Origin of the sequence: Flavobacterium micromati (genome assembly GCF_900129585.1) — a bacterium.
GTDB classification, from domain to species: Bacteria; Bacteroidota; Bacteroidia; order Flavobacteriales; family Flavobacteriaceae; genus Flavobacterium; species Flavobacterium micromati.
Genome location: NZ_FQWF01000008.1, coordinates 137,008 through 151,629 on the forward strand (window position 1 = coordinate 137,008; position 14,622 = coordinate 151,629).

Annotated in this window: 5 protein-coding genes; all 5 read left to right on the plus strand. The window is 37.5% G+C overall.

Annotation, left to right across the window (positions count from 1 at the left end; genetic code table 11):
* Positions 1–461: 461 nt before the first annotated feature.
* The 5 genes from BUB42_RS10050 (at position 462) to BUB42_RS10070 (ending at position 14,621) form a co-directional block, all read left to right on the plus strand.
* Positions 462–1,160, plus strand: coding sequence for a hypothetical protein (locus tag BUB42_RS10050; protein ID WP_139257342.1), 699 nt, complete (start codon positions 462–464; stop codon positions 1,158–1,160).
* Between the two features lie 6 nt (positions 1,161–1,166).
* Positions 1,167–10,355, plus strand: coding sequence for an Ig-like domain-containing protein (locus BUB42_RS10055; protein ID WP_073019769.1), 9,189 nt, complete (start codon positions 1,167–1,169; stop codon positions 10,353–10,355).
* 36 nt (positions 10,356–10,391) lie between these two features.
* The gene (locus BUB42_RS10060; protein ID WP_073019771.1) at positions 10,392–11,318 is read left to right on the plus strand and encodes a PorP/SprF family type IX secretion system membrane protein; all 927 of its coding nucleotides are present in this window, start codon (positions 10,392–10,394) and stop codon (positions 11,316–11,318) included.
* A 152-nt stretch (positions 11,319–11,470) separates the two neighbouring features.
* Entirely contained in the window at positions 11,471–13,417 is a 1,947-nt protein-coding gene (locus BUB42_RS10065) for an OmpA family protein (protein ID WP_073019773.1), read from the plus strand.
* Positions 13,418–13,826: 409 nt separating this feature from the next.
* A complete protein-coding gene (locus tag BUB42_RS10070) occupies positions 13,827–14,621 on the plus strand; it encodes a GLPGLI family protein (protein ID WP_073019775.1) in 795 nt (264 codons plus the stop codon).
* Position 14,622: the final 1 nt, after the last annotated feature.

Here is a 14,622-nt window from a genome sequence, read left to right on the forward strand (position 1 = left end):
TAAAGTAAATATTGCTCGCGTTTTCCACTAAAAAAATTTACATAATATGTTGATATTCATTAAATTACAAAATATTTCTTTATCATAACTTATTGAATAAATAGTCTAAATCTTATAAAAAACGGCTTTAAATTGCAAAAATGTGCTTTTTATCAGAAATAATTGAATTTCATCGATATTCTTGTTTTTTTTTTGAATTGTGTTAAAAATAACTATTCAGATTATATATATTCGCACAAAATTTTGATAAATTAACTTAAAATTATGTAACGATTAATTTTAAAGTTAATTGTAACCGTGTTGACAAGCAAAGATGTGTACGAATAAATTAGATATTCACATAATAAAATACGAATCTAAAAGGGATTTTGTAAAAGTATAATTAATGTAAGATGTTAAAAGTAGAGGTACTTTAAACCAAAAATAAAAAATAGATTGCCAAACCCAAATCAAGCATAAAAATGAAAATTAAAAATCTACTCTTAAGCTGTAGCAATGTTTACACATGCTCATTATTTTTTCTCACTTTTTACATTTTGCTTCCGACGCAAATATTAGCTCAAACCACTCAAACTAATACCTATTATAAAATAATCTCTCATGGAGACAAAATAGATTTTGGTACAATTGAAAGCGGAGTTACTTGGACAATCTCGTCACAAGATGCCGCTATTTCACCATCTTATTTAAACGCTGATGAAATTAATGGTTATGTTTTTAAAAAAGCAGGCGTATATACGGTAGTGTTTAGTGACGCATCTACGCACACAGAAGGAGAATGTAATCACGCGGCTTTTCCAAAAAACATGCTGATAAAAGTTTCTCCAATTAAAATGACTTTTGATTTTTCTAAAATCTCATTTTCTGAAAAAATCAAAAGAGGCAGTATCTGTGATCAAATTTTTGTTACAGTACCTGTAAATGTAGATTTGAAAGATGTACAAACAGCAAAATTTACAATTCCAAATGCAATGGTGACTGGCGTTGGCTCTGAAATTACTGCCAAGCCTGTAAATGCTGAAGTAGTGCTAAAGAACGGCATACAACTTTTAAAATACCAACTATCAGGGGTTGCAACCAAAGAAGCTTATCTAATGTTTGATTTTGTTGATTACAATAACAATACGCAAACTTATTATAAACCTGAAATAGTAAATTAATTCAATATGACAAAGAACTATACTTATATAATCAATAGGTTGAATTTTAAGACGGCGCTATTTTGTGCTGTACTTTTAATTTCACTTTTTTCGACAAAAACAAATGCACAATGTGCTGTGCCAACCATAGGTTGCTCCAATACAGATTTGTCTAATTACGGTGCCAATTCAAATACGAATGCTGCTACAATAGAATACGACAACTTTGGGTCTTCTTTCCACAGTACAGTGGCTAGAACAGGAGACGGTACGTTGCAATTATGGGGCGAAGACATGGCAAATGATGGCACTTCTGATGTTTTATCGCCAAGGCAGATGAACGCAGCCAACTATCCCGCATTAGGGACGGCAACGCCTTTAAAAATGGCTGTAGCAAGTAGATCTGTCAATACAGCTCAAGGTGTTCTTTTGGCTACCAATGGATTGTATGCTTGGGGTAATGAAGGAACTGTGCTAGATAATGCAATTACAACAAGTACTGTTTTTCAAAAATTAATTATAAATACAAAGGCAGATGGTTTACCAACGGGCGTATCGCCTGCCGACGTAAAAATGATGTTTGTAACCAATGAGACAATTGCGCTTACCACTTGTAGCGGCGATGTTTGGGTAATTTCATTAAACTTAAACGTACGCGGAAATGGGGCAGGGGGATCATCAACACAATGGAGCCAAGTGACCACCGATGCGCCAGGAAATCCTGTTTTAACTAATGTTGTTGCCACAAGAGGTAGCGCCGGAGCTTTAATGGCTTTACGTGCTGACGGAAGTGTTTTTGTTTGGGGTAATAATGTATATTTAGGAAATAATACAGCTATTATTGCGACTCAAACTAGAGCGACTCAGATGACATTGCCTGCAGGAATAACGCCAAAAATGATTGGCTCAGGAAACAATAACACCAACAATAGATCGTTTTATGTGCTTGCGACTGATGGTAATTTATATGCGCTGGGAAGAAATAATGTGCGCCAACTTGGCGATTGGACAACTACAGAAAGATTGAGTTGGGTACAACCACGGTATACATCGGCGGCTGGACCTTTTATGAATAATGTGGTTTGGATCAGCCCACAAGAGCACGATGCTAGTTTTAACGGCTTTAATTTAATTAACAGTAATAAAACGTTGTTCGCCTTTGGGGAGAATAATAACTCAATGTTAAGTACAGCTGTAGACCCTCTAAATCCATTTATTCCATCTGGAGTTACAGTAGCTGATGCTATATTAGCCGTTGAAACGGGTGGTCATACCACTATGATAATCAAGCAATGTGAAACAAATTTTGGTTATGTTGGTCATCGTATACGTGGAAGTATGGGAGATGGTACAGCTACAACTTCAACAGTAAGTACGTTTACATTTGCAACAGCACCAATCACAATTTGCGGTGCTGGTAATCCACAAATTACAGTTTCAATAACACCTACTTCGGGTTCGGATTATTGTGTTGGTTTAACTGCTTCGTTATTGGTGTCACCACCAGGAGGTACGATTTCCTTAGTTAGTGGTCCTGCAACCTTGTCAGGAAACATTTTGACTATTACTGGTGTAGGAACTATTGTGGTTGGATATGCTGTTCCTAACCCTTGTGGAGGGCCAGCTGTAACGGCACAAACGACATTAACTTCTGTTTTATGTGCTACAGATTTAAGTATTACAAAAACAGTAAATAACGCAGCCCCAATAGTGGGTGACAATGTAACTTTTACAATAACAGCAACTAATAATGGTCCACAAGAAGGGTATGGTGTTGTGGTAACAGATGCTTTGCCAACTGGTTATACTATAGTTGGTTCGCCTACATTATCAACGGGTTCTTGGTCAGCACCAAACTGGTCAATAGGTACTCTTGCTGTTGGTGTACCACAAACAATGACTATCACAGCAACTGTTTTAGCTACCGGAAATTATGTCAATACAGCTACTATTAGCGGTACTGCTACAGATCCAACGTCAGCAAATAATACGTCTACAAGCACGCCTACTCCTTTACCGTCATGTAGTGGAAGTTCAGGAAATATATTAATTAATCCTGATTTTGAAAATCCTACTTTTCCCGTGGGTAATAATATTCAGCCATGGCCAATATCAGGTTGGACTGGATTAGGAACTTTGGCTAATGTTGTTCGGACTGATGGTATTTTTTCTGGCGGAGGACCACTAACTTCCCAAAATGGTTCACAGTATTTAGATATAGCAAATGGTTCAGCAGATTTTTGGCAAAACTTTACTTTTGCTTGCAACACGAGAGCTTATTTTTCAGGACATTTTTCAGTGAGAAATGGTACTGCCTCTACAGGAAGAATTGATATATATAGCGTTGACGCCCTTAATAATTTAACATTAGTTGCTAGTTCTAATCAATTGAATATGCCTTCAACAATGAATGTTTGGTATTATGCAGCAGGTACGGCAATTTTAGCACCAGGTAATTACCGTTTTCAAGTATCAATGGGTGATTTTAGCAATTTTGATAACGCTTGTTTTTCTTTTGATGATTTTTGTATTTCAGCAAACGATGATAATTATAGTGCTACACCTTTTATTCCACAACCATCTATTGTAACTGTTGGAAATGTCACTACAAACGATATTTTATCAGGAAATCCAGTGACCGCTTCTAATACCGATGTTACCCCGGTTACAAATGGACCACTAAGTATTGATGACAATGGTGTTTTAACTTTAGCAGCAAATACCCCTTCTGGAACCTACACAATTACTTATAACTTGTGTGAAGTAGGAGCTATACCAACAAATTGTGATACAGCAATAGCAACAGTAGTAGTAGATTCCCTTCCAATAGCTAGTCCAGATGCAGGCACTTACATTTTAAACACGCCAGTAACCATTGCAGTAGTAGCAAACGATACCACAGGCGATACCGTTGTACCAACAACAGTAAGTTTAGTAGTTCCAACAGGAGCGACAGGCGTTGTAACAGATGTTAATGGCGATGTAACAAACATAACCATTACAGGACAAGGAACATGGAGTGTAAACCCAACGACAGGAGCAATCACATTTACACCAGTGACAGGTTACACAGGAAACCCGACAGCAATTCAGTATAATATAGAAGATGCGCAAGGGAATCAGTCTAACAATGCAACAGTAACGCTGACTAATAATGGTATCCCAATAGCAGTAACTGACACTTACACGACCAACGAAGATACAGCAATAGCATTATTACCATTAACTGCTGATACTGATCCAGACGGAACAACACCAATGATCCAATCGATCAATGGAACAGTTTTAACACCAGGAACAGCACAAACAATTGCTGTAACTAATGGAACAGTTAACATTACAGCCGCAGGAGTAATCACATTTACACCAGCGTTGAATTACAACGGTTCAGTAACCTTCCCTTATGTAATCACAGATGGTACACTAACAGCAACTGCTAATCAAGTAATTACTGTAACGGCAGTAAATGATGCACCAATAGCAGTAACTGATAATTACACGACCAATGAAGATACAGCAATAGCATTATTACCATTAACTGCTGATACTGATCCTGACGGAACCACACCAACTATACGGTCGATCAATGGAACAACGTTAACACCTGGAACAGCACAAACAATTGCTGTAACTAATGGAACAGTTAACATTACAGCTGCAGGAGTAATCACATTTACACCAGCGTTGAATTACAACGGTTCAGTAACCTTCCCTTATGTAATCACAGATGGTACACTAACTGCAACTGCTAATCAAGTAATTACGGTAACGGCAGTAAATGATGCACCAATAGCGGTAACAGATACGTACACGACGAACGAAGATACAGCAGTAGCATTACTACCGCTAACAGGCGATAGTGATCCAGACGGAACAACACCAACGATCCAATCGATCAATGGAACACCGTTAACACCAGGAACAGCACAAACAATTGCGGTAACTAATGGAATAGTTAGCATTACAACTGCAGGAGTAATCACATTTACACCAGCGTTGAATTATAATGGTTCAGTAACATTCCCTTACGTAATCACAGATGGAACACTAACTGCTACTGCTAATCAAGTAATAACGGTAACGGCAGTAAATGATGCACCAATAGCAGTAACTGATAATTATACGACCAACGAAGATACAGCAATAGCATTATTACCATTAACTGCTGATACTGATCCTGACGGAACAACACCAACGATCCAATCGATCAATGGAACAACGTTAACACCAGGAACAGCACAAACAATTGCGGTAACTAATGGAACAGTTAACATTACAGCTGCAGGAGTAATCACATTTACACCAGCGTTGAATTACAACGGTTCAGTAACCTTCCCTTATGTAATCACAGATGGTACACTAACTGCAACTGCTAATCAAGTAATCACAGTAACGGCAGTAAACGATGCGCCAATAGCAGTAACTGATAATTATACGACCAACGAAGATACAGCAATAGCATTATTACCATTAACTGCTGATACTGATCCTGACGGAACAACACCAACGATCCAATCGATCAATGGAACAACGTTAACACCAGGAACAGCACAAACAATTGCGGTAACTAATGGAACAGTTAACATTACAGCTGCAGGAGTAATCACATTTACACCAGCGTTGAATTACAACGGTTCAGTAACCTTCCCTTATGTAATTACTGACGGAACACTAACTGCAACTGCTAATCAAGTAATCACAGTAACGGCAGTAAACGATGCGCCAATAGCAGTAAACGATTCGGCCACTACCAACGAAGACACGCCAGTAACGACCACCGTAACAGCGAACGACACAGATGCAGACGGTACCATTGATGTAGCCACAGTAGATTTGGATCCAGCCACAGCCGGTATCCAAACGACCTTCACGGTAGCAGGTCAAGGAACGTATACGGTAAACAATTTAGGAGTAGTAACCTTTACACCGGTATTGAACTTCAACGGAGCCACTACACCAATCAACTACACTGTAAACGACAACCTAGGATTAGTATCGAATATTGCAACAATCTCCATTACGGTAACAGCAGTAAACGATGCACCAGTAGCAGTAAACAACACGGCTACAACAAACGAAGACACTCCAGTAACCATCACAGTAACGGCTAACGACACCGATGCAGACGGTACAATTAATGTCGCCACAGTAGACTTGGATCCAGCCACAGCGGGTATCCAAACCACATTCACCGTAACAGGCGAAGGAACGTACACGGTAAACAACCTAGGCGTAGTAACCTTCACACCGGTATTGAATTTCAACGGTACAGCGACACCAATCAATTACACCGTAAACGATAATAGTGGATTAGTATCGAATATTGCAACAATCTCCATTACGGTAACAGCAGTAAACGATGCACCAGTAGCAGTAAACAACACGGCTACAACAAACGAAGACACTCCAGTAAACATCACAGTAACGGCTAACGACACCGATGCAGACGGTACAATTGATGTAGCCACAGTAGACTTGGATCCAGCCACAGCGGGTATCCAAACCACATTCACCGTAACAGGACAAGGAACGTACACAGTAAACAACCTAGGCGTAGTAACCTTCACGCCGGTACTGAACTTTAACGGCGCAACGACACCAATCACTTACACCGTAAACGATAATAGTGGATTAGTATCGAATATTGCAACAATCTCCATTACAATAACGCCAGTAAATGATGCGCCAGTGGCGATTGATGACTTAGTGACTTCCCCAGAAGATACGCCGGTTGTTTTAACGCCTTTAGTAAATGACAGCGATCCTGACGGAACAACACCAACGATTGTATCGATCAATGGAACTGCTCTAACACCTGGAATAGCGCAAACTATTACAGTGCCAAATGGAACAGTAACCATTTCAGCAATAGGAGTTATTACTTTCACCCCTAATTTGAACTTTAATGGAACAGCAACGTTCCCTTACGAGATCACAGACGGAACACTAACGGCAACTGCCAATCAAGTAATCACAATAACGCCAGTAAATGATGCGCCAGTAGCGATTGATGACTTAGTAACTTCACCAGAAGATACGCCGGTTGTTCTAACGCCATTAGTAAATGATAGCGATCCAGACGGAACTACACCAACAATTGTATCGATCAATGGAACTGCTCTAACACCTGGAATAGCGCAAACTATTACAGTGCCAAATGGAATAGTAACCATTTCAACAACAGGAGTTATTACTTTCACCCCTAATTTGAACTTTAATGGAACAGCAACGTTCCCTTATGAGATCACAGACGGCACACTAAATACAACGGCTAATCAAATAATTACAGTAACTCCAGTAAACGATCCACCAGTAGCGATTGATGACTTACTAACTTCACCAGAAGATACGCCAGTTGTTTTAACGCCATTAGTAAATGATAGTGATCCTGACGGAACCACACCAACGATTGTATCAATCAACGGAACTGCTCTAACACCTGGAATACCACAAAGTATTACAGTTCCTAATGGAACAGTAACCATCACCGCTGCAGGAGTAATTACTTTCACACCTAATTTGAACTTTAATGGAACAGCAACGTTCCCTTATGAGATCACAGACGGCACACTAAATACAACGGCTAATCAAATAATTACAGTAACCCCAGTAAACGATCCACCAGTAGCGATTGATGACTTACTAACTTCACCAGAAGATACGCCAGTTGTTTTAACGCCATTAGTAAATGATAGCGATCCAGACGGAACTACACCAACAATTGTATCGATCAATGGAACTGCTCTAACACCTGGAATAGCGCAAACTATTACAGTGCCAAATGGAATAGTAACCATTTCAACAACAGGAGTTATTACTTTCACCCCTAATTTGAACTTTAATGGAACAGCAACGTTCCCTTACGAGATCACAGACGGAACAGTAACGGCAACTGCGAATCAAGTAATCACAGTAACGCCAGTAAACGATGCACCAGTAGCGATTGATGACTTAGTAACTTCACCAGAAGATACGCCGGTTGTTCTAACGCCATTAGTAAATGATAGCGATCCAGACGGAACTACACCAACGATTGTATCGATCAATGGAACTCCTCTAACACCTGGAATAGCGCAAACTATTACAGTGCCAAATGGAATAGTAACTATTTCAACAACAGGAGTTATTACTTTCACCCCTAATTTGAACTTTAATGGAACAGCAACGTTCCCTTATGTAATCACAGATGGAACGGTAACAGCGACTGCTAATCAAGTAATCACAGTAACGCCAGTAAATGATGCGCCAGTGGCGATTGATGACTTAGTGACTTCGCCAGAAGATACGCCGGTTGTTTTAACGCCATTAGTAAATGACAGCGATCCAGACGGAACAACACCAACAATTGTATCGATAAATGGAACTGATCTAACACCTGGAATAGCGCAAACTATTACAGTGCCAAATGGAATAGTAACCATTTCAACAACAGGAGTTATTACTTTCACTCCAAATTTGAACTTTAATGGAACAGCAACCTTCCCTTATGAAATTACTGATGGAACAGTAACGGCAACTGCGAATCAAGTAATCACAGTAACGCCAGTAAACGATCCGCCAGTAGCGATTGATGACTTAGTGACTTCGCCAGAAGATACGCCAATTGTTTTAACGCCATTAGTAAATGACAGCGATCCAGACGGAACAACACCAACGATTGTATCGATCAATGGAACTGCTCTAATACCTGGAATAGCGCAAACTATTACAGTGCCAAATGGAATAGTAACCGTTTCAACAACAGGAGTAATTACTTTCACTCCTAATTTGAACTTTAATGGAACAGCAACATTCCCTTATATAATCACAGATGGATTAGTAACGGCCACTGCCAATCAAGTAATCACAGTAACGGCAGTAAATGATGTTCCAGTAGCTACATTAGTGCTATCAACACCAATAGAAAATGACGGAAGTGCAAAAACAATATTGGCATTAACTGGAACGGACTTAGATGGCACAGTGAGACCTGACCGTTATATTGTTACAACTTTACCAACTCCAGCACAAGGAATTTTGTTCTTAAGTGACGGAATAACACCGGTAACAGTTAATATGGTATTGACAGTAGCAGATGCAGCAGGACTAAAATTTAGACCTACAGCAGGCTTTACAGGAACAGTAACATTTGCATACACAGCAACAGACAATGACAATGCAATTAGCGCGCCATCAATTGTAAGTTTTGTAGTAACAAATATACCGCCTACGACTAATGATATAACTATAATTCCAGCACTAGCCAAAAACGGTATTGCGCAAGCACTACCAGGATTAGCAGGTGCAGATGTGGATGGAGCAGTGGTAAACTATATTATTAGATCATTACCTGATGTATTGTCAGGAGTGTTAACACTTAATGGAGTGCCAGTAGTAGTAGATCAAGTTATGACAATTGCTGAATCGAGGTTATTAAGGTTTACGCCAAACGTATCCTTTATTGGGTCTTCTGCAAGCTTTAGGATCGCTGCGAGAGATAATGGAGGATTAGTAGATCTTACGCCAGCAACTGTAACAATTCCGTTAATGGAATCACCATCGATCTCGGTCGTCAAAACAGCAGTCTTCAACGACATAAATGGCGATGGATTTGCGCAAGCGGGTGAAACAATTACTTATAGTTTTACAATAACTAATACGGGTAATGTAACTCTTTCTAATGTGACAATAACTGATAATTTAGTTGGGTTGGTTTTAACAGGAAGTCCAATTGCTACTTTAGGAGTTGGAGTTACAAACAGTACAGCTTACAGTGCAGTATATCCAATAAATCAAGCAGATATCAACTTAGGAAGTGTTTCAAACCAAGCAACTGCTCAAGGAACTAGTCCGTCAGGAATAGTAGTTAGAGATTTATCAGATGAGACTAGTGCAACAAATGACAGCCCTACAGTTTTAGGTATATCAGGTTGTGTAATTGAAATCTTTAACGCTATTGCTCCAAATGGAAGCGGTGATAATAAAATTTTCCGAATCAGAGGTTTAGAATGTTACGCTGATAATTCAGTTGAAATTTACAACCGTTGGGGAGTATTAGTGTATGAAAAAAGAGGATATAACAACGAGGAGAATGCTTTTAGAGGACTTTCAGAAGGTAGAGTAACAGTGAGACAATCTGAAGAATTACCAGAAGGAACCTACTATTATATCTTAAGATACAAAGATAGTGCTGCTACAACATTTGAAAAAGCAGGTTACTTATACATAAACAGATAGTCAATCCCAAATCGGTTAGTTAAAAAATAAAAGAGCATGAAAACAAAATTATTACTAATTCTACTGTTACTGTCTGTCAGTATTAGAGCGCAGCAAGACGCCCAGTTTACAAACTATATGTACAATACAATCAACGTGAATCCTGCTTATGCGGGATCACGCCAGTCCATGAGTATTTTTGCGCTTCATAGAACCCAGTGGGTGGGGTTAGACGGTGCACCAGTTACAAATACAGCTTCCATACACACTCCTATAAACAATAGCAAACTGGGAATGGGTGCATCAATTATTAATGATAGAATAGGACCATCAGAGGAATCTAACATCGCAGTTGATCTTTCTTATACGATAGATACTTCGGAAGATTTTAAATTGGCTTTTGGTATAAAGGCCTCAGCGAATCTTATGAACGTAGATTTCACTAAACTCAATCGTTATGATGCTAATGATTACAGTTTTGAGAACAATATCGATAATAGATTTTCGCCAAATGTAGGTGCTGGACTGTACTTGTATTCTGATAATACTTATTTTGGATTATCGGCACCGAACTTGCTTGAGACCAAACATTTTGATCGTTATGCGGGTCCAGGTGCATTCTCTTATATTGCAAGAGAAAGAATTAATTATTATTTTACAGCGGGTCACGTATTTGATTTAGCGTACAACGTAAAGTTTAAGCCAGCGATCATGACTAAACTAGTTCAAGGTGCTCCTTTACAAATGGATTTAAGCGCTAACTTCTTGTTTAATGATAAATTCACTATTGGTGCTGCTTACAGATGGAGTGCTGCGGTGAGCGCATTAGTAGGATTTCAAGCAACTGAGTCATGGTTCATTGGTTATGGCTATGACTTAGAAACAACCCGATTAGCAAATTATAATTCAGGTTCTCATGAGGTGTTTTTACGATTTGAACTTTTCAATAAATACAATCGACTTACATCCCCTAGATTCTTCTAAATTCAAGAAAAAATAATGAAATAAGGATGACGTAGATTTGGTCGCAAACAGCAATCAAGACATGCGAAACAATTGTAACGACTCCAAAAAAAGTAGTAAAGGAGATTCCTCCCGATCTATCGGGGTCACTAAAAAATAAATAGTATCAACAGATGAAAATATATTTTAAAAATTTAAGTTATTGCGCCGTTATTTTGATGTTTACGCTTCAGGGTTTAGGCCAAAAAAAGAGTATTAGTAATGCCGATAAAAATTTCGCTGATTACTCTTATGTCGACGCTATAGCTACTTATGAAAGAGTGGCTGATAAAGGATATAAAGATGAAAAAATGTTTCAGAAGTTAGGTGATGCCTATTATTTTATTGCAAATTTAGAGAAGGCTGAAAAGTGGTACACAGAGCTTTTTAACATGAATGCTAATCAACCAGCGGAATACTGCTACAGATATTCACAAACGCTCAAAGCAGTTAAGAACTATGCAAAAGCCGACAAGATTCTTGAACAATTTATAGCTAAATCTGCTGATGATCAACGAGCAATACTTTTTGCAAATCAAAGAGATTATTTGCAAGACATTAAAGCGAATTCTGGACGATTTGAAATAGCAGATGCTGGAGTAAATTCAGAATATTCTGATTATGGTAGTGCGCTTTATGACAACAAGCTTATTTTTGCCTCCGCACGAGATACAGGCGGCGTTTCTAAAAAAGTGTTTAGATGGAATAATGAATATTTTACAAATCTATATCTTTCTGAATCTAATGCAGACGGGTCGATGACTAAACCTAAGTCATTCAGTAAAGCAGTTAATAGTAAGTTTCACGAGTCTACACCTGTATTTACAAAGGATCTCAAAACAATGTATTTTACAAGAAATAATTATTTAGACGGTAAAAAGCAGAAAGATTCAAAAAGAGTTACGCTTTTAAAATTATACAAAGCAAATCTAGAAGATGGTAAGTGGGTCAATGTTCAAGAATTGCCTTTTAACAGTAACGAGTATAGTGTCGCACATCCAGCATTGAGCGTTGATGAAAAAACATTGTATTTTGCATCAGATATGCCAGGGACAAAAGGGCTTTCGGATTTATTTAGTGCAACGATAAATACCGATGGAACTTATGGAACGCCAGAAAATTTAGGATTTCCAATTAACACTGCCTCTCGAGAAACTTTTCCATTTATTTCCAATGACAACAAATTATATTTTGCTAGTGACGGACATCCGGGATTGGGAGGATTAGATATATTTGTTTCAGATGTAACTGCAATAAATAATTACAAGGAGATTCAAAATGTTGGAGCACCTGTAAATAGTTCAAAAGATGATTTTGGATTTCTAGTGGATAGCAACAAAAATTTAGGCTTTTTTACTTCAAATAGAGAGGGAGGAAAAGGATTAGATGATATTTATAAGTTTGTTCAAACGGCTAAGCCTATTTGTCAGCAAGTGTTAAAAGGTATTGTTACTGATTTAGAAACCGGGCTTATCCTAACGAATACCAAATTGAGTTTATTTGATGATCAGTTTAATTTAATCAAAGAAATTAATTCAACCAATGACGGGAAATATAAATTAGAAGTAGTTTGCGGGAAGATTTATTATCTCAGAGCTGAAAAGGTGGAATATGAAACCAAAGAGTCTAAGGTAATTATAGCTACTACAAGTGGTGAAACAATTCGTCCAATTGAACTCGACAAGCGTAAAAAAGTAATTGATGTAGGTTCAGATCTTGCCAAATCACTTGATATTCCAATTCTTTACTTTGATTTAGATAAATCATTCATTAGAAAAGATGCTGCTTTTGAACTAGAGAAAGTATTGGCAGTAATGCAACAGTATCCTAATATGAAAATCGATATTCGTTCGCACACTGACAGCAGACAAACCAATGTTTATAACGAAAAATTATCTAGCAGAAGAGCTAAATCTACACGAGCGTGGTTAATTGCAAAAGGAATTGAAGCCACTCGTTTAACTGCCAAAGGTTATGGAGAAACACAGTTAGTAAATAAATGTGCTGATGGGGTTGAGTGCACTGAGCAAGAGCACCAAGCGAATAGAAGAAGTGAATTTGTAATTATTTCAATCAAGTAAAATTACTTATACTATAGTTAAAGGCTGTCTAAATTTAGACAGCTTTTTTGTTTAAGTTTTTGAGCCAATAAACTTGTTAAATAATCGTTAAATTCAGAATTATTTTATAAATTGCTGTTTCTTTTTTTTCATATTTGTCTTACGAAATTATATAATGATATTGATTATAATTTATTTTTGTTTATATAAAATGAAGGCGTCTAATACTTAATATTTATCAAATACGAGGTTTTGATTACTTATGAAAAAGCAAGAAAACAAAACAGTTTAGCGAATGAAAATAATTTCTATGAATAGTTATGCGCGATAGTAGATTTAAGTTTCGATTATCAGAGTGCAAATTTTTTTTATTCAAAAAAACAATAGTTCTATTACCTCTATATTTATCAACTTAAGTAAACCAAACTCCATGAAAAATATTTTTACAATCTTACTCATCACATTCTTTAACTTCAATTATGCACAAGATGGTATTGTGTACTATGAATTTACTGACGCTTTTGGTGTGGGCGGCGCAAATGGTGAGGTGTATAATGCCTACACTATGTTTACTAAAGACAAGTCCTTCTACGTAGTAGCCAAAGATTCTTTAGAAAATGCAATAAGTATATCAAAAGCAAAGGCTCATTATCAAAATAGTAGCGGCAGCTACAATAAAACTTCTAGTGGATTAATACTCTCTCCGCAAGGGAACCAAGTGGTATGTAATTATGCAACTAAAACGCTTTATTTCAATTTACAAGATGGGAATCAAGTGTATGTGAAGGAAGTTTTACCCAAATTTAACTGGAAAATTACCAATCAAAAGAAAAAAATTGGTCCTTTCAATTGTATTCTAGGAACTTCAACCTTTAGAGGGAGGAAATATTATGCCTGGTATACACCTGAAATAGCAGTTTTCTCTGGACCTTGGAAATTAAACGGTTTACCAGGAATGATTCTTGAAGCTTATGACGAAGATAAATATGTGAGTTGGAATTTTAAAAAATACCAATATCCTATAAGTGTTAGGCAAAATTACACTATTCGACAAGGCAAAAAGGACAAAAATGTGAATTTTTTGACAATCGATGAATTTAAAGTTTATTGTAAAAACAAGATTGAAAGTGGGTATGAGAGAATGATCTTAATTGCTAAAAATTATCCCGGAATGACCCCGATAAAAGGACCAATGTCGTCTCACTATTTTGAATCTTTTGAATAGT